Below are 16,084 nucleotides of genomic sequence, written 5' to 3' on the forward strand. Positions count from 1 at the left end.
CGCGCGCTACTTGAGGGATTCGCGGAGGACGGGGGCCGGCGGGGTTTCGTCCGGGACGTGGTGGCGGCGGTCGAGCCAGAGGGAGCCGGCCAGGGCGGCCAGTCCGATGAGGCCGGCGCACAGTGCGGCGTAGCCGATGCCGGTGCGTCCGCCGAGGGCGTGGCCGGCGGCGCCAATGGCGCCGCCGACGCTGATCCCGATGTAGATGGTGCTCTGGTGCAGGCCGAGCACCAGCGGTGCGGCCCCCGGCGCCGCGGCGGTCGCCCGCAGCTGCTGCGGCACGTTGATCATCCAGTGCAGCGTCCCCCAGCAGACCGCCGCGGCCAGCGCGCCGGGCAGGCTGGCGGCGGACGGCGGGACCAGCGCGACGGCGAGCGCCAGCAGCGGCGCGGCGCAGACGATCGTCCGGGCCGCGCCGAACCGGTCGGTGAGCCGCCCGACGGCGAGGTTCCCGGCGACCGCGCCCGCGCCGAACAGCAGCAGGACCAGCGACGCCCGGTCCGCGTCGCCGCCGGTGGCGGGCCGCATGACCTCGTCCACGCGGGTGTAGACCGTCCAGCTCGCGCTGAGGCACAGGCAGGTCGCCGCCAGCGCCGCGACCACCCGCGCGTTCCCGAGCGGGGCGAGCCGGGCCCGCAGTGCCAGGCGCGGCGTGCCGGGCAGGGCGGGGACGGCGGCGGCGATCCCGGCGGCGGCCACGGCCGCGAGCGCGACGATCAGCCAGAGCGCCGCCCGCCAGCCCACCCGGGCGCCGAGCTGGCTGCCGAGCGGCAGGCCCAGCACGATCGCGGTCGTCAGCCCCCCGACGACCACCGCCGTGGCGCGTCCCTGCCGCTCGGCGGGCGCCATCGCCCGCGCGGCGGCGAGCGCGTTGGCGGTGTAGAGCGCCGCGCCCGCGCCGGCCAGCGCCCGCCCGGCGAACGCCGCCGCGTAGCCGGGGGCGACGGCGTTCAGCGCGTTCCCGGCGGCGAAGACGGCGAGCCCGCCGAGCAGCAGCGTCCGGGGCGGGCGGTGCCCGACGGCGGCGGCCAGCGGCGGCCCGCCGGCCGCGTAGGCGAGGGCGAACGCGGTGATGAGCCAGCCCGCCGTCGTCCGGGAGACCCCGAGGCCCTGCGCCATCGGGTCGAGGATGGGGGCGATCACGAACGTGTCGACCCCCATGGCGAACGTGCCGATCGCCAAGATGACCAGTCGCAACCGCATGGCTCGTCCTTCCTTCTCGGTGCCACGGCCACCAACGATCACTCCGGGCGCGGCCCGCGGCGATCCCCCGTTTGAGGGATCGCGCGGCGGCGCCCGGCCGCCAACGATCGGCGGCGAGTACCCGCTGGCGGCCGCGCGCACCGCACACGAGGATCTCGAAGCCCGGCGCAGTGTCGGGAAGCTCCTGCTCCGTCCGGAGGTTTGACAGATCATGCAGAGCGACCGGCGGGACCGCATCCTCGGCGGGGCGTCCCGGGCCGCCCACGCCACCGACCTGTTCGCGGGGCTGTCGGCGCGGCTGCGCCGGACGGTCCCGTTCGACGCGGCGGCATGGCGCACCACCGACCCGGGGACCGGGCTGATGACCGCGCCCGTCCTCGTCGAGAACCTCGACGACGACGGCTGCGCGGTCTACTGGGACAGCGAGCTGCTGGACGAGGGCGTCAACCGCTACCCCGACCTCGCCAGAGCCGCCGTCCCCGCCGCCGCCCTGCGCGACACCACCGGCGACGACCCCGAGGTCAGCGCCCTGTACCGGCGGCACATGCGCCCGCGCGGCCTCGGCGACGAACTGCGCGCGGTCCTGCGCGTCGACTCCCGGTCCTGGGGCGCGATCAGCCTCTTCCGCGAGGCGGGACGGCCCGCCTTCACCCCCGACGACATCGCCTTCGTGTCGGCGCTGTCACGCCCGCTCGCCGCGCGCCTGCGGGAGTTCGCCCGCGCCGCGTCCGCCGCTCCGGCCGAGGACCACGGCCCCGGGCTGCTGCTGTTCTCCCCGTCCGGCGCGCTGCTGTCGGCCAACGACGAGGCGCGCCGGCACCTCGGCACCGTGCCGCCCGGACCGTCGGTCACCACGGCCCTGGGCCTCCCCCTGCCCGCCGCGCTCTACAGCGTCGCGCGCCGCGCCTTCGCGGCGGCCGGCGAAGGGGAGGGCGGAAGCGCGCGCATCCGCATCCGCACCGGCTCCGGGACCTGGCTGGCCTGCCACGCCTCCTGCATGCGCGGGCCGGACGGCGAGCCCGGCCAGGTGGCGCTGATCGTCGAACCGGCGAAGGCCTCCGAGGTGACTCCCCTGCTGATCGCCGCCTACCGGCTCTCCGCCCGCGAATCGGAGATCACCGGATGCATCGCGCGCGGCCTGGCGACCGGCGAGATCGCCGCCCGCCTGAACCTGTCGCCCCACACCGTCCGCGACCACGTCAAGGCCGTCTTCGAGAAGGTGGGCGTCTCCAGCCGCGGCGAGCTGATGGCCCGCCTCCACACCGACCTCTACCGACCCTTCACCGGCTGACGCAGAGGCGGGCGCCTTCGTGTCCGCTCCCGGTCACGGGGCCGTGCGGGCGCGGCGGAGACCGTAACGTTCAGGTGTGGCCGCCTGGCGCTGTGTGACCGGAGCAGGCGGTTCGCGTGCCCGGACGGGCGGCATCGAAAGCCCCGTGACCTGCGGATTGTCAGACCCGACATCTCCCGGTGCTCCTACCTGGTCGAGGGAGCGCCACAGCGGCGCCCAGAACCGAGAGGAAACCACGATGAGCGCTGGTTTCACCGAAGCGCTTGTTCTGTCGGTCGCGTCCGGACTCCTGGCGGACCTGACACGCGGCCTTGCCCAGCGGGTGGTCAGGCGATCGGCGTGCCCGGGGCCCGTCCGGCGTTCGGACGCCACCGGTCGTCCCGGCACGGGAGCGCGGGTCGACGACGCGGAGCGGGGGCCGGTCTCATGAGCGTGCGGAATCCAGGGAACGGACCGCTCGACGGGGAACGCGAGTCGCTGCTCCTGTCGATCATCCTCGACGACCGTCGCGCGGAGGGAATCACCGCACCCGAGGCCGTCACCGAACTGCTTCAGGGTCACCGTCCCAGCCTGGAGCGGATCTGCTGGACCTGGTTGCGGCGGCAACCCGGGCTCGTCGAGGACGCGATGCAGGACATCGCGGTGGCACTGATCGACGCCCTGCGCCGCAAACGCGCAAGGCGGCAGTCGATCGACGACTTCGGGGCGTACGCGCGGGTCGTGGCCGCCAACACCTGCCGGCGCTACGCCGAGTCGGCCCAGCGGGCCGCGGTTCCGCTGGACGGCATCGAGACCGCCGACGCGTCCGGCTTCGGCGACCTGTTCCGCCGGGCATGGAACGGCCGCGCCCTGAGGTTGATCGACGAGGCCGTCGAGCAGCTGACACCGCGCACCCGCGAGATCGTCCGGGACCTGATGCTGCGCGAGCTCGCCGGGGTGCCCACCGAGACCGGCGGGACCGCGAGCTCCATCTACAAGGCCCGAAGCAGAGGACGCCACCACGTCATCGCCGCACTCCGGGTGAGGCTGCGCGGGGAACTCGACTCCGGCAGCGCCTGCGACGAACTCCACCGGCTGCTCGACGCGGCGGAAGGCAGGCGCGACGAGACGGGACGCTTGCCCGCCACGTCCCTGGAGGAGATCGCGGAGCATCTGCGGCAGTGCCCGCGCTGCAAGGACACGGAACGCAAGCGCATGTTCGCCGCTCTTCGTGCGCTGCCGTTCGTGCTTGCACCGCACGCAGCCGATCGCCTGGACGGACGGATCCGGCTGGTTTCGGCCCGGACCTTCACCTCGTCCGCCGGCGCTCACCGGCAGCCCCGGCCCAGACCGCCGGCCCGGCCGTCCGGCCGCCCCCGCCCCCAAAGCCCACGTCCGCGCAGAAGACACCGTGGGCTGACCTCACTGCTCGTCCTGCTGGTGCTGTTCGGCGGAGCCCTCACGCTGGGCCGCTGGTCCCCTGCCGCCCGGGAAGCACTCCCCAGCCTTCCCGCCTTGCCCGGCGCTTCACCGGCCACCGAACACGAACGCCCCGTCCCCCAAGGCTCGCGGCCTCAGCCGGGGAGAACACCCGGCTCCACCCACGAGCCCGCCAAGGGCGAACCGACCCGAAAGCCGCGAGGCCAGGCCCAGCAGAAGAACGAGGAACCATCCAACGATCAGAGTCGGGATCCGGACCCCGGCCAGACCTCGGACAACCCCAAGCCCCCCGACACCGGCCAACCTCCGAACGACGACCAGGAGCCGGACGGCGAGACCGCCCCGCCCGCGCCGCGCACCCTGACGATCGAGATGGACGCAGGAGGCGGCGGAGACGCGATCCACTACCTGGACATCTCCGTCAACGGGACACCGGCGGGCGCCTGCAACGCTCCGGCCACCTGCACCTTCCCGGTGCACGACGGCGACGAGGTCGGCTACGTGCACAACCCCGAACCGCACGAGAACCCGGCCGGCAACTGGACCACGGGCCCCTGCGCGGGATCCCCCGCCACCGAACCGTGCACCTTCACCATCACCGAGGACGTCACCCTGCACCTCCTCTTGCCCTGGCCATAATCGTCACCCCGCACCGGACGCCGGCGGATGGGCCGAAAACCGGCCACCCGCCGGCTCCGGCCGCACAAGGCGATCGACGTGAATCGATCCGGTCTTTCAGTCGGGCAGCCGGTATCGCCGGCGGGCGTTGGCGGCGAAGAGCTCGCCCTGGGTTCGGGTACCGAGCGGTGCGGTGATCTGACGGTAGGCATCGATGAGATCGCCGTAGGTTCCGGCGACGCTGTCGACGGGGAAGTTGCTTCCGAAGAAGCAGCGGTCGACGCCGAAGAGTTCGAGGCATGCCTCGACGTAGGGGCGAAGCCGGTCGGCGGCGGTGGTGCCCAGGGCCATGCCGAGTCCGGAGATCTTGCAGTCGACGTTGTCGAACGCGGCGAGCGGGGCGAGGCTCTGGCGCCAGGCGCGGAACTGCTCCGGGTCCGGGCCGTCCGGCCAGCCGGCGTGCTCCAGCACGATGGCGGTGTCGGGCGACTTCTCGATGAGGGGCAGATAGGACGCCATGTCAACCGGGTGGGCGATCAGGTCGAAGACCCAGTCCTGATCGGCGAGCATCCGCAGCAACTGCACGGCCATCTCGGTGGTGGGATCGAGTCCGGAGAACACGCGAATACCGCGGAAGGCGTCGTTCTCGGCCTGGGCTCGTATGTCCCGCTCGATCTCCGTGAACGGAGCGGCAGGGTCGATCGTGCCGATGACGGCGGAGGGAAATCCGGTCTCGCGTCGCAACTGCTCCAGCCAGCGCGACTCCTCGACCACCCACCGCGGTGACGACACCGCCGAGACGTGCACGTGCCCGCCGCCGGCCGGGAAGTCGCCGGGCAGGATGTCGCGGTAGACGGGTCGGGACCGCAGCGCCGGGTACCAGTCGTTGACGCTGGGCTGCCAGTAATGGACATGCGCGTCCACGAATTCGAGATCGGTCGTCACTCCCCCACCGTACGAGCCACCGGAACCGCGACCTCCGCGTATCTGCTGCGGGCGGATCCGCTGCAGGCGTAGAAGCAAATGGTCACGACTGCGACCGCCACAGGTCACCGATGAGTTCGACCGGCACCCCGAGTCGGTCACAGCACACCGAACCCGCCGAAGGGACGATCCAATGACCGAACTGAACGCCGAACATGCCCGGCGGGCGATCGTCGAACACACCCGACGTCTGGCGGAATCGGCCGCCGCGGCCGGACCCGACACCGCCGTCCCGACCACCCCGGAGTGGACCATCACCGACCTGGTCGAGCACGTGGGCCAGACCCAGCACTGGGTCGCGGAGGTCATCGAGCGGCGCGTCACCGACCCCGCACAACTGCCCACGGAGATGGCCGTACTCCCCGCCGACCCCCGCGAGTGGCAGGCGTGGCTGTCGGAGTCCGCGCAGCGGGTCGCGAGCGCGTGCTCCGATGAGGCGCTTGACGCGCCGGTGTTCAACGCCGCGGGAGACGAGCGGTCCGGGACGCGATTCTGGATGACCACCGTCCTCAACGAGTCCGTCGTCCACGGCTTCGACGCGGCCGGCGCGGCGCACCGACCGGCCGACATCGACGCCGACATCGCAGCCGCGCTCATCACCAACCACTTCGCGATGCTCACCTCCCCCACGTGGGCTATGCAGAGGTCGGAGTCCGCCCACGCCATCCGGGGCACCGGGCAGACCCTGCAGTGGCTGGCCACCGACACCTCCGAAGCGGGCGCCTGGTTCGTCGAACGGCGGCCCGACGGGGCGACGTGGCAGCCCGGAACCCGGCAGGCCGATGTGACGGTGACCGGCCCGGCACGATCGCTCCTGCTGACCTTGACCCGGCGCCTTCCCCTCACCGACATCAGCGTCGACGGGGACACCGACCTCGTCCAGCACTGGCTCGACAACACCGCTCATGTCAGCGGCTGAACGGCACCGAGCCGCCCACCGCCACGGCGAAGGAGCGTTCGGCATGATCTGACCTCCACCACGCGGTGCGGTCACGCTGGTGGACGGCCCGGAGGGGCTGGACGTGCGAAGGCCGGACGGGGTGTCCCGTCCAGCCTTTCGTGCGGGTTCAGCCTGCGTGGCGGGTCTGCTCGGGGACGTTGAAGCCGTTGACGCGGACGTCGGGCTTACCGGACGTGGCGGAGTAGCGGGCGGTGAGGGTCTGCTGCTCACCCGGCCACAGCGTGACGTCGTTGTCGCTCCAGCGGATCGGCAGCACCTGCTTGCCGCCGGCGAACAGGTCGGCGCGGGTGAACAGCGCCGGGGTGGTGCCGCGGCCGACGTTGCGGACGGTCACGCGCGTCACCATCTCGCCGCCCTCGCGGCGGGTGGTGGCCTGCACCTTGATGTCGGCGGGCTTGAGGGAGCGCAGGCCGGTGAGGTCGGCGTAGCCGTCCTTCTGGAAGACGGCGAACCCGTTGGACGGGGTGTACTTGCCGGGCGCATGGGTCTTCGGCCAGTCGACCTGGTCGGCCTTGGTGGACAGCCAGTACACGTTGCGGCTGACGACCTCGGAGCCGCGGGTGAGGGTGAGCTTCTCGAAGTAGGTCTTGGAGATCCCGGCGGGCACCTTCGGGCGCAGCACGGTCCGGACGTCCTGGCTGCCCAGCGCGCCGACGGGGGCGCTCGCGGTGGCGCGGACCTTGCCGTCGAGGTCGATGATCTGGGCGGTGGCGCGCAGCCCGTCCTGGCGGGCGCCGGTGAGGTTGGCGGCCTTGATGGAGCCGTCGGCGTAGGAGTACATGATGTGCACCGGCTCGTTGGCCTTCTTCGCGCCGAAGTAGACGCCGGGCTGGTCGAAGTCGGAGCCGTACATGCTCCACTGCAGCGACGGCCACGCCTTGTTCAGCATCCAGTAGATGATCCCGGTGCTGGGGTTCGCCTTGTCGGTGGAGTTGCCGATGTACGACTCGAACTGCGCGCGGGTGACCTCGTACTGACCGAGCTGGACGGTCTTCTGGTACGAGCCGGCGTCCTTCCAGGGGCCGTACCGGTGCCACAGCGGCGTGTTGTAGACGCCCATCCGGGACAGGCGCGTGTAGTCGGAGTAGAGGAACGTGTGGTACATGTCCTGGCCGGCGGTCTGGCCCTGCGCGGTCGCCGGCTCCCAGATCTTCTTCTGCTCGGCGGCGCTGAGGAAGCGGTTCAGCGAGTCCTGTGTCGGGATGGTGTTGCCGGTGCTGACCTCGGTGTCGAAGCCCCAGGCGCTGCCGGTCATGCTGAGCGTCGGGTCGTTGGTGTTGACGGTCTCGCGCTTGTTGTTCCACAGGGCGTTCGGCGGGAAGTAGTTGTAACCGCCCTCCTTGGCGCCCGCCGGGCCGAGCTTCGGCGACGACTTGTACTCCGCCGCGGCGACCTGCGGGAGCCGGAAGTCGGCCTCCTCGAACGCCTTGAGGTAGAGGGCCTCCTTCTCGGGGTCGGGCGCGTCGTCGCTGCCCTGGAAGAAGGTGAAGACGCTCGGGTGGTCGCGCAGCCGCTCGGCCATGGTGCGGGCCTGGTTGGCCGCGTTGGCCTTCACGTCGTCCGACCACGTCGACGACTTGTTCTCCCACAGGGCGCAGCACTGCCAGCCCGGCATGGCGAGGACGCCCGCCCGGTCGAGCTGGGCGAACATGTCGTCCGGCGGGAAGTTGCCCTCGAACCGGACCGCGTTCAGGCCCATGTTCCGGATGTAGGACACCTGGTCGGCGATGTTGGACGGGGAGTAGCGCAGGAACAGCTCCGGCGACCAGCCGGCGCCGCGGATGACCAGCGGCTTGCCGTTGACGATGAACTGCCGGTAGCCGTCCTTGCCGTGGGTCTTGCCGGGCACGGGCTTGGTGAGCCGCGAGGTGACGGTGCGGATGCCGAAGTCCTCGGCGGCGCTGCTGGAGACCGTCCCGCCCGCGGACGCGTCGAGCGCGAGGTGGTACATCGGCTGGTCGCCCATCTGGTACGGCCACCACACCGCCGGGTGCTTCAGGTGCAGGCCGGGGCAGTCCGCCTTGGTGATGGTGACGGTCCGGGTCGCGTGCGCGGGCACCGTGACGGTGGCCTTGCAGGCGATGCGGGTGGCGCCGTGCGACACCGTCCCGGACACCGTGACCTGCTGCGGCGTGCCGGTGTTGTTGCGCACGTCGGCCTTGACCGTGAGGTCGGCGGTGGACAGGTCGGGCGCGTTGTCCTGCAGGACGTGCGCGTTGCGGACCGAGACCGGGCCCTCCTGGACGATCTGCGGCGCGTATTGCAGCCCGGTGTTCTGGTCGGGAGCCATCGGGTTCCAGTCGACCTGGTTCTGGGTCAGGTACCGCATGGGCGTGTCGAACTTGGTGATGTCGGAGTCGTTGCGGGAGACGTCGAGTGCGATCGCGTTGGCGCCGTCCCGGACGTAGGGGGTGATGTCGTACTCCAGCCGCGCGTACGAGCCCTGGAGCTGCGCGCCTGCGGCGATCTTCTTCCCGTTGATCCAGAGGTCGGCCTTCCCGGAGACGCCGTTCATCACCAGGAAGGTGCGTTCTCCCTTGCGGGGGTGGACGGTCAGCTGCTCGCGGTACCACCAGTTCGCGTCGAACTGCTTGGCCGGCACCTTGGCCATGTTGTCGTTGCGGAAGATGTCCGGGTAGCGGCCGTTCTCAAGCAGGCCCGCCATCAGCGTCTCGGGCCGCGACAGCGCAAGCCATCCCTTGGTCGAGTAGTCCGGCTGCGAGATCTCCGCGCCGGTGTCGCGGGTGTCGGCGGACGACCGGATCGCCCAGCCGGAGGTGAGGTCCGTCGTCCCCGAGGACCGGATCTTCTGCACGGCCGTCCGGTGCGGCGTGAACGCGTGGGCCGGCACCGCGGGGGCCAACGTCCCGGCGAGGGCGAGCGCGGCGCACAGCGCCGTGGTTCGAGTCCTGGACCCGCTCATCTGTCCATCACTCCTTCGTGCGGCAGGAGCCGGGCGCTTCCCGGCGGCTGGTGCCTTCATGCTCGTGCCGAGGACACCCGCCGGGCCGTAGGGCCAGGACGTCGATGGGGGTAGGGCTAGACCTACTTTCCAGGGGCGAGGACGCGCGGGGCGAGCGGTTCAGCCGCCCTCGTGGCCCGGTTCCATGTCGGGCAGGGAGCGGAAGGTGAGCGGCGCGGTGTCGGCCCCGATGGCGACGTCGACGGGGTCGAGCAGGAACCCGACGTGATCGCCGAGGTCGACACGCTCCAGGACCCGGCCGATCAGGCGGCGGGGTGCACCGGTGAGCAGCGGCACGCCTTCGGGGCCCGTCCGCCAGGAGCAGCGGGTGAACTTGTCGACCTCGTCGCCGGTCTCGGCTCCGAACAAGGTCGCCAGCTCCCGCTGCTCCTCGTCCCGGCCGAGAACGTGCACGGCCAGGACCTTCGCCTCCTGGGCCGCCCGGAAGGTGCGGTTGCGGCGGGACAGGCACACCAGGAACCTGAACGGATCGATGCTGGTCTGCGTGGCGAATCCGACCAGGCAGCCGGCACGCTCTCCCGTGACGGGGTCGGTGGTGGTCACCACGAACATCGGGTAGTCGAATCGGGCGACGAAATCATCGGTGTCCACCCCGGCAGCCTATGCAGCAACCTGCGGGCATGCGTGCGCGGCTCTCCGGACGGCGTTCACCGGGGCGCGCGACGGCGGCTACGAGACGGCTTCCAGCGGCAGGTCGTTGCCGCGCCAGGTGGCCGCCAACCGCTCGACCGGCACGTCGAGCGCCTCGCCGAGGCAGACAATCGTGCCGAATCCGGGGGACGGCAGCCGTCCGGTCTCGATCTTGCGCAGGGTCTCCGGCGAGATGCCGGCCGCGTGCGCGACCTCCGCCAGGTCGCGGCCCGCCCGCGCGTGCCGCAGCAGGGCGCCGAGACGTCTGCCGGCTTCGATCTGCTCAGGGGTGAGCGGTTGGCGAACCATGCTCCCAGGATAGGGTTGGTATTACTATACCGGCAAGTGCTAGAGTCTCGGTATAGTAATACCAACACCCTGGGACGCGAGGTATTCGTGATCGAACTGAAGTCGCCTGCGGAGATCCAGCGCATGCACATGGCCGGGCGCTTCGTCGCCGAGGTGCTCACCGAGGTCGGCCGGCTCGCCGACGTGGGCGTCAACCTGCTGGACCTCGAACACCACGTGCGCGGCATGATCAAACGGCGCGGGGCGGAGTCGTGCTACTGGGACTACGCGCCGTCCTTCGGGCGCGGCCCGTTCCGCAACGTCATCTGCCTGTCCGTCAACGACGCCGTCCTGCACGGCCTCCCCCACGACTACACGCTGCGCGACGGGGACGTGCTCAGCGCGGACATCGCCGTCGGCATCGACGGCTGGGTGGCCGATTCGGCGCGCACGGTCGTCGTCGGCACCGCCGCCGAGGAGGACCTGCGGATCGTCCGCGCCACCGAGGAGGCGCTGGAGGCGGCGATCGAGGCGGCGCGTCCAGGCAACCGCCTGGGCGACATCTCGGCGGCCATCTGGGAGGTGGCCCACGACTACGGCTATCCGGTCAACACCGAGTTCGGCGGCCACGGCATCGGCCGCACCATGCACGAGGATCCCCACGTCCCCAACCGGGGCCGGGCGGGCCGCGGCCTGAAGCTGCGGCCGGGGCTGACCCTCGCGATCGAGCCCTGGCTCGCGCGCACGACCGACCGGATCGTCTACGACGCCGACGGCTGGACCATCCGCTCGGCCGACGGCTCGCGCACGGCCCACTCCGAGCACACGGTCGCCGTCACCGAGGACGGACCCTTGGTGCTCACCCGCCGCGAAGCGGAGAACCCGGCAGCGCGGGACGCCGCTCAGGGCTGACGCAGGACCGTCACCGATCAAGACGCGGCCTTGCCGTCCGGGAGGGCGATGGCGGGGATGACCGCGGCGACGGCGATGCCGATCGCCCACCAGAACGCGCCCTGGAAGGCACCGATGGCGCCGTGGACGAGGAGCGACTGCAGGACGACGGCGACGATCGCGGTGCCGAACGAGGCCCCGACCTGCTGGGCGATGCGGGTGTTCATGGTGGCGTGCGGGATGCCCGCCGGCCGGACGTCCTGGTAGGCGACGGACATCGGGGGGATCAGCACCGTTCCGACCCCCAGACCGCGGACCAGCAGCACGGCCCCCAGCCACCACAGGCTCGTGCCCGGTCCGGCGAGCGCGAAGGGGACGGTGGCGACGGCGGCGAGCAGGAAGCCGGCGACCGTCACGGCGCGCGCCCCGAACCGGTCGACCAGCCCGCCGACCGCGAAGCGCGCGGCGAGCGCGCCCACACCCTGCGGGATCATCAGCAGCCCGGCGTCCAGCACGCTGTCGCCCCGCAACTGCTGGTAGTACAGCGGCAGCAGGAACATGCCGGCGTACATCGCCGCGCCGGCGGTGAACAGGACCGTGGAGGCACTGCCGAGCGAGCGCGCGCGCAGCAGCCGGACGTCGACGATCGGCTCGCGCTCGCCGGGCCGTGACGCCCAGGCGACGAAGGCGGCCAGCAGGACGACCCCGGCCGACAGGGGCGCCAGCACTCCGGCGCGGCCGATCCCGCCGTCCTCGGACAGTTGCGAGAGGCCGAGCAGGATCCCCGCCAGCGCGGGCGCGAGCAGCAGCAGGCCGATCCAGTCCAGGCGCCCGCGTCCGGCCGGTGAGCCGGGACGGTCGGCGGGCAGGAACCGCCAGGCCAGCAGCAGCCCGACCGCGATCACGGGCACGTTGACGAGGAACAGCCAGCGCCAGCTCAGCCAGTTCAGGATCACGCCGCCGAGCACCGGGCCGAGGATCGGGCCGAGCGCTATCGGCAGGCTGACGGCCGCCATCAGCCTGCTGCCGACCCGTCCGCCCGCGGCCCGCACCGCGAGCGTCTGCATCAGCGGGAAGATCAGTCCGGCACCGAAGCCCTGCAGCACCCGGAAGCCGATCAGGCTGGTGTCGTCCCACGCCATCGCGCACAGCACCGAGGCGATCACGAACAGCACCAGTGCGGCCGTCCAGACCCGCTTGCCGCCCCAGCGGCGCTCCGCCCATCCGGTGACCGGGATCGTCACGGCCATCGCCAGCAGGAAGCCGGTGGTGACCCACTGGATCGTGCCGGCGGTCGAGTGCAGCTCCACCGCCAGCGTGCGGATCGCGAGCGTCACCATCGTCGAGTCGAGGATCGCCGCGATCCCGCCCACGACCAGCGCGATCAGCGCGTTCCTCACCTGCGGCGACAGCTTCGCCTCGGTGGTCGCCGTCATCGTCCCGCCTCCGACATAAGAGAGGAATTCATCTCTTAGTGAGAGTAGGGCGCTCCCGTAAGGAAGGCAAATCTTCCTTATACTGGGCCCGTGACCCCATCTGCCGCCGAGCCCTCGCGCCGGCGCCGGCGCGGGCCCGAGCTCGAGGCCGCGCTGCTGGACGCGGCCTGGGACGAGCTGGTCGAGGCCGGCTTCGCGAAGCTGACCATGGAGTCGGTCGCCTCCCGCGCCGGCACCGGCATCGCCGTGCTGTACCGCCGCTGGGCCAACAAGGACGAGCTCGTGCTCGCCGCGCTCGAGCACTACCGCCGCACCCACCCGGTCGACGCCCCCGACACCGGCACCCTGCGCGACGACCTCGTGGCCGCGCTGACCGGCATGGGCCAGGCCCGCGCCGCCTTCTTCGCCGTCGCCGCGGCCGCCGCCTTCTCAGGGTTGCTGGCCAGCACCGGCCTCACCCCGGCCCAGGCCCGCGACCGGATCCTCGGCGGCCAGCGGCTCTCGATCGTCCGGACGATCTACGAGCGCGCCCACGCCCGCGGCGAGATCGACCTGGAACGGACCCCTCCGGCGGTGCTCGCCATGCCGTTCGACCTGGTGCGACACGACCTGCTCATGGACCTCGAACCCCTGAAGCCCGCACGCATCGAGTCGATCGTCGACGACCTCTTCCTCCCCCTCGTCCACCACCACAACGCCTGTTGACCGTGGGGGGCGGGCCTACAGAACGCCGCTGCCCATCGGGATGCGGGCCGTCGCGGGCAATTCCACGGTGATGCGGATTCCGCCGGCTGAGCGCGGGGTCAGGGTGAGCGTTCCATCGTGCGCCTGGGTGATGGTTTTGACGATCGCCAGGCCGAGGCCGACGCCTGCGTGATCGGTGCGTATGCGCTCGGTGCCCCGCTGGAATGGTTCGGTGAGGGTCGCGGCCAATTGCGGGGTGAGGTTCTCGCCTGTGTTCTCGACGGTGAGCACCGCCGTCTTGGAGCGCACGCTGGTATCGACCCATACGGTGCCCTGCCCAGGCAGGTTATGCACGATCGCGTTGTGCACGAGGTTCATGGTCAGCTGCAGCAGGAGCGCTTGCGACCCGCTCGTGGGAGTGATGTCACCACAGGTCTCGATGGTGACGCCGTGCTTTTCCGCGAGAGGGAGGAGCGTTTCGGTGGCTTCTTCCGCGACGAGGGAGAGGTCGACGTCTTCCCGGGCGAAGGATCGCTGGTCGGCACGGCTGAGCAGGAACAGCGCCTCGGTAAGGTCGATCGCCCGGGTGTTGACGGCGTGAAGGCGGTCGATGAGCTCGCCGGTGTCGTGGGCCGGATCGGTGCGGGCCACGTCGAGCAGCGTCTTCGAGATCGCGAGCGGTGTGCGCAGCTCGTGGGAGGCGTTGGCGGCGAACCTCCGCTGTTCGGCGACGTGCGCTTCGAGCCGTGCGAGCATCGTGTCGAAGGCGTCGGCGAGTTCGCGGAACTCGTCATTGCGGCCCGGCAGGCGGATCCGGTGGGAGAGCGATCCGTTCGTGGCCATTCGCGTGGCTTCCGCGATCCGGGTCAGCGGGTCCAGCATCCGGCCGGCGAGAATCCACCCTCCCGCGAGACCGAACACCAATAGGAACGCCAGAACCGCGACCGCCCGCGGAGCGAAAACGCGCAAAAGGTTGGACCGAACGGGAAAGACACCGGTATCGGGAGTACCGGAGGGGACGATGAGCGCGCGGTCGGGGACGTAGCGCAGGAGGAACACCCACACCGCCGCGAGCAGCAGAGCGCCCGCGAGCATGAGGAACCCGGCGTAGCTGAGGGTGAGCCTGAGGCGAACGCTCAGCCCCGGGGCCCTACCCACGGTCTCCTCCCTCGCCTCCGGCCTCTGCCTCTGGCTCTGCCTCCGGCCGCGCGTCGATGCGGTAGCCGACGCCCGGCACGGTGGCGATGATCTGCGGCTCCCCGAGACGCTTGCGCAGTGCCGAGACGGTGATCCGCACCGCGTTGGTGAACGGGTCGGCGTTCTCGTCCCACGCGCGTTCCAGCAGCTCCTCGGCGCTGACGACGCCGCCTTCGGCCGCGATGAGGACTTCGAGCACCGCGAACTGCTTCCTGGTCAGCGCGACGTAGCGGCCGTCCCGGTAGACCTCCCTGCGGAACGGGTCCAGCCGCAGACCGGCGATCTCCCGCACGGGAGGCCTGCTGTGGCCGCGCCGGCGGTCGAGCGCTCTGAGCCTGAGCACGAGTTCGCGCAGTTCGAACGGTTTCGTGAGGTAGTCGTCGGCGCCGAGCTCGAACCCGGAGGCCTTGTCGTCGAGACGGTCGGCCGCGGTGAGCATGAGGATCGGCATGCCGCTGCCGGAGGCGACGATGCGCTTGGCGATCTCGTCACCGGAAGGCCCGGGGACGTCGCGGTCGAGGACGGCGATGTCGTAGCCGTTGACGCCCAGAAGCTCCAGCGCGGTGTCGCCGTCACCGGCGATGTCGGCGGCGATCGCTTCCAGGCGCAGGCCGTCGCGGATGCCCTCCGCCAGGTAGGGCTCGTCCTCAACGATCAGTACACGCATGCTTCAAGGTTACGAGCCGCCGCATATCGTCTGCGTATCGAAAACCGCATACGTGCCTGCAACACCACGCCGCCTTCACTGGCAGCATGGCTCAGATCCCGCCATCGGCGCGAACCTCGAAACGCCGATCTTACACATTCCTTATCGTCGGCCTGATAGTCGTCATAGCGGCGTTCGTCGCGGCCCTCGGTTATCGGTCGCTGAAAGCCTCGCCCTCCGCATCCTCCTCGCCATCTTCGTCATCGCGGCCATCTTTGACGTCCTCGTCATCCTCGCCGCCCTCGGCCGCACCACCCCCGGAGACTCTTCACAGTGAGCATCGTGGTGCGGTCGGCAGGGCCGACGGTGTCGTCCCCGACGGCGTGACGGTGTTCGATGGCGCGTTTCCGGCCGTTGCCAAGCTTGATCCGCATCTGCTCAAGGCCCTTCGCCGGGCCGCGTCGGACGCCGCGGGCGACAAGATCACGTTCTACGTCAACAGCGGCTGGCGTTCCCCGGAGTACCAGAACCGGCTTCTGCGCGAGGCGGTCTCCAAGTACGGGTCCAAAGCCGCGGCCGCCCGATGGGTGGCCACCGCCGCGACGTCTCCTCACGTGTCGGGGGACGCGGTCGACATCGGGCGCTCCGCCGCGACGGCGTGGCTGTCCCGGCACGGCGCCGAGTACGGCCTGTGCCAGATCTACCGCAACGAACCCTGGCACTACGAGCTGCGCACCGGAGCGATCGATCACGGCTGCCCGACCATGTACGCCGACCCCACCCAGGACCCGAGGATGCAGCAGTGACCGACAATGAGCGAGGACAGGCGACGGCCCCGGTGGACACGGTGGAC

General features: G+C 71.2%; 15 protein-coding genes. 7 read left to right on the plus strand and 8 right to left on the minus strand.

Annotation, left to right across the window (positions count from 1 at the left end):
* Positions 1–6: 6 nt before the first annotated feature.
* Positions 7–1,203 (minus strand): MFS transporter, encoded by a 1,197-nt coding sequence (locus QP089_RS19665; protein WP_285913133.1) that lies wholly within the window; start codon positions 1,201–1,203, stop codon positions 7–9.
* A 211-nt stretch (positions 1,204–1,414) separates the two neighbouring features.
* On the opposite strand from QP089_RS19665, the gene QP089_RS19670 reads away from it, so the two are divergent.
* Together QP089_RS19670 and QP089_RS19675 are read left to right on the plus strand one after the other, a co-directional pair.
* Positions 1,415–2,494: a helix-turn-helix transcriptional regulator gene (locus QP089_RS19670; RefSeq protein ID WP_285913134.1), complete on the plus strand. Its 1,080-nt coding sequence runs from the start codon at positions 1,415–1,417 to the stop codon at positions 2,492–2,494.
* Positions 2,495–2,920: 426 nt separating this feature from the next.
* The gene (locus QP089_RS19675; protein WP_285913135.1) at positions 2,921–4,552 is read left to right on the plus strand and encodes a sigma factor; all 1,632 of its coding nucleotides are present in this window, start codon (positions 2,921–2,923) and stop codon (positions 4,550–4,552) included.
* Positions 4,553–4,648: 96 nt separating this feature from the next.
* Here QP089_RS19675 and QP089_RS19680 read toward each other — a convergent pair whose 3' ends face one another.
* Positions 4,649–5,476, minus strand: a complete 828-nt coding sequence (locus QP089_RS19680; RefSeq protein ID WP_285913136.1) for an amidohydrolase family protein — start codon at positions 5,474–5,476, stop codon at positions 4,649–4,651.
* A 172-nt stretch (positions 5,477–5,648) separates the two neighbouring features.
* Here QP089_RS19680 and QP089_RS19685 point away from each other — a divergent pair, with 172 nt between their 5' ends.
* The gene (locus QP089_RS19685) at positions 5,649–6,434 is read left to right on the plus strand and encodes a maleylpyruvate isomerase family mycothiol-dependent enzyme (protein WP_285913138.1); all 786 of its coding nucleotides are present in this window, start codon (positions 5,649–5,651) and stop codon (positions 6,432–6,434) included.
* A 148-nt stretch (positions 6,435–6,582) separates the two neighbouring features.
* On the opposite strand, the gene QP089_RS19690 is transcribed toward QP089_RS19685, so the two are convergent.
* The 3 genes from QP089_RS19690 to QP089_RS19700 form a co-directional block, all read right to left on the minus strand.
* Positions 6,583–9,399, minus strand: coding sequence for a glycoside hydrolase family 2 protein (locus QP089_RS19690; RefSeq protein WP_285913139.1), 2,817 nt, complete (start codon positions 9,397–9,399; stop codon positions 6,583–6,585).
* A 159-nt stretch (positions 9,400–9,558) separates the two neighbouring features.
* Positions 9,559–10,050, minus strand: a complete 492-nt coding sequence (locus tag QP089_RS19695) for a flavin reductase family protein (protein ID WP_285913142.1) — start codon at positions 10,048–10,050, stop codon at positions 9,559–9,561.
* A gap of 78 nt (positions 10,051–10,128) precedes the next feature.
* Positions 10,129–10,398, minus strand: coding sequence for a helix-turn-helix domain-containing protein (locus QP089_RS19700; RefSeq protein WP_285913144.1), 270 nt, complete (start codon positions 10,396–10,398; stop codon positions 10,129–10,131).
* 87 nt (positions 10,399–10,485) lie between these two features.
* Here QP089_RS19700 and map point away from each other — a divergent pair, with 87 nt between their 5' ends.
* Positions 10,486–11,289 (plus strand): type I methionyl aminopeptidase, encoded by an 804-nt coding sequence (map, locus tag QP089_RS19705; protein ID WP_285913145.1) that lies wholly within the window; start codon positions 10,486–10,488, stop codon positions 11,287–11,289.
* 17 nt (positions 11,290–11,306) lie between these two features.
* On the opposite strand, the gene QP089_RS19710 is transcribed toward map, so the two are convergent.
* Positions 11,307–12,704 (minus strand): MDR family MFS transporter, encoded by a 1,398-nt coding sequence (locus QP089_RS19710; RefSeq protein ID WP_285913147.1) that lies wholly within the window; start codon positions 12,702–12,704, stop codon positions 11,307–11,309.
* 90 nt (positions 12,705–12,794) lie between these two features.
* On the opposite strand from QP089_RS19710, the gene QP089_RS19715 reads away from it, so the two are divergent.
* Entirely contained in the window at positions 12,795–13,409 is a 615-nt protein-coding gene (locus QP089_RS19715) for a TetR/AcrR family transcriptional regulator (RefSeq protein ID WP_285913150.1), read from the plus strand.
* Between the two features lie 15 nt (positions 13,410–13,424).
* Here the strand turns inward: QP089_RS19715 and QP089_RS19720 are convergent, their stop codons facing one another.
* Together QP089_RS19720 and QP089_RS19725 are read right to left on the minus strand one after the other, a co-directional pair.
* A complete protein-coding gene (locus tag QP089_RS19720) occupies positions 13,425–14,483 on the minus strand; it encodes a sensor histidine kinase (RefSeq protein ID WP_285913152.1) in 1,059 nt (352 codons plus the stop codon).
* Between the two features lie 55 nt (positions 14,484–14,538).
* Positions 14,539–15,252, minus strand: a complete 714-nt coding sequence (locus tag QP089_RS19725; protein WP_285913154.1) for a response regulator transcription factor — start codon at positions 15,250–15,252, stop codon at positions 14,539–14,541.
* Between QP089_RS19725 and QP089_RS19730 the strand changes: the two genes are divergently transcribed.
* The gene (locus tag QP089_RS19730; protein ID WP_285913155.1) at positions 15,251–15,568 is read left to right on the plus strand and encodes a hypothetical protein; all 318 of its coding nucleotides are present in this window, start codon (positions 15,251–15,253) and stop codon (positions 15,566–15,568) included. The two genes, QP089_RS19725 and QP089_RS19730, sit on opposite strands and share 2 nt — an antisense overlap.
* A 46-nt stretch (positions 15,569–15,614) precedes the next feature.
* Complete coding sequence (locus tag QP089_RS19735) at positions 15,615–16,037, plus strand: M15 family metallopeptidase (protein WP_285913157.1); 423 nt, start codon at positions 15,615–15,617, stop codon at positions 16,035–16,037.
* Positions 16,038–16,084: the final 47 nt, after the last annotated feature.

Source organism: Actinomadura opuntiae (genome assembly GCF_030283205.1).
Classification (GTDB): Bacteria; Actinomycetota; Actinomycetes; order Streptosporangiales; family Streptosporangiaceae; genus Spirillospora.

Coding starts and splice junctions, on each gene's coding strand:
- QP089_RS19665 (WP_285913133.1), bottom strand. CDS start 1,203: ATGCGGTTGCGACTGGTCATCTTGGCGATCGGCACGTTCGCCATGGGG.
- QP089_RS19670 (WP_285913134.1), top strand. CDS start 1,415: ATGCAGAGCGACCGGCGGGACCGCATCCTCGGCGGGGCGTCCCGGGCC.
- QP089_RS19725 (WP_285913154.1), bottom strand. CDS start 15,252: ATGCGTGTACTGATCGTTGAGGACGAGCCCTACCTGGCGGAGGGCATC.
- QP089_RS19720 (WP_285913152.1), bottom strand. CDS start 14,483: ATGCTCGCGGGCGCTCTGCTGCTCGCGGCGGTGTGGGTGTTCCTCCTG.
- QP089_RS19675 (WP_285913135.1), top strand. CDS start 2,921: ATGAGCGTGCGGAATCCAGGGAACGGACCGCTCGACGGGGAACGCGAG.
- QP089_RS19690 (WP_285913139.1), bottom strand. CDS start 9,399: ATGAGCGGGTCCAGGACTCGAACCACGGCGCTGTGCGCCGCGCTCGCC.
- QP089_RS19700 (WP_285913144.1), bottom strand. CDS start 10,398: ATGGTTCGCCAACCGCTCACCCCTGAGCAGATCGAAGCCGGCAGACGT.
- QP089_RS19730 (WP_285913155.1), top strand. CDS start 15,251: ATGCTTCAAGGTTACGAGCCGCCGCATATCGTCTGCGTATCGAAAACC.
- QP089_RS19685 (WP_285913138.1), top strand. CDS start 5,649: ATGACCGAACTGAACGCCGAACATGCCCGGCGGGCGATCGTCGAACAC.
- QP089_RS19710 (WP_285913147.1), bottom strand. CDS start 12,704: ATGACGGCGACCACCGAGGCGAAGCTGTCGCCGCAGGTGAGGAACGCG.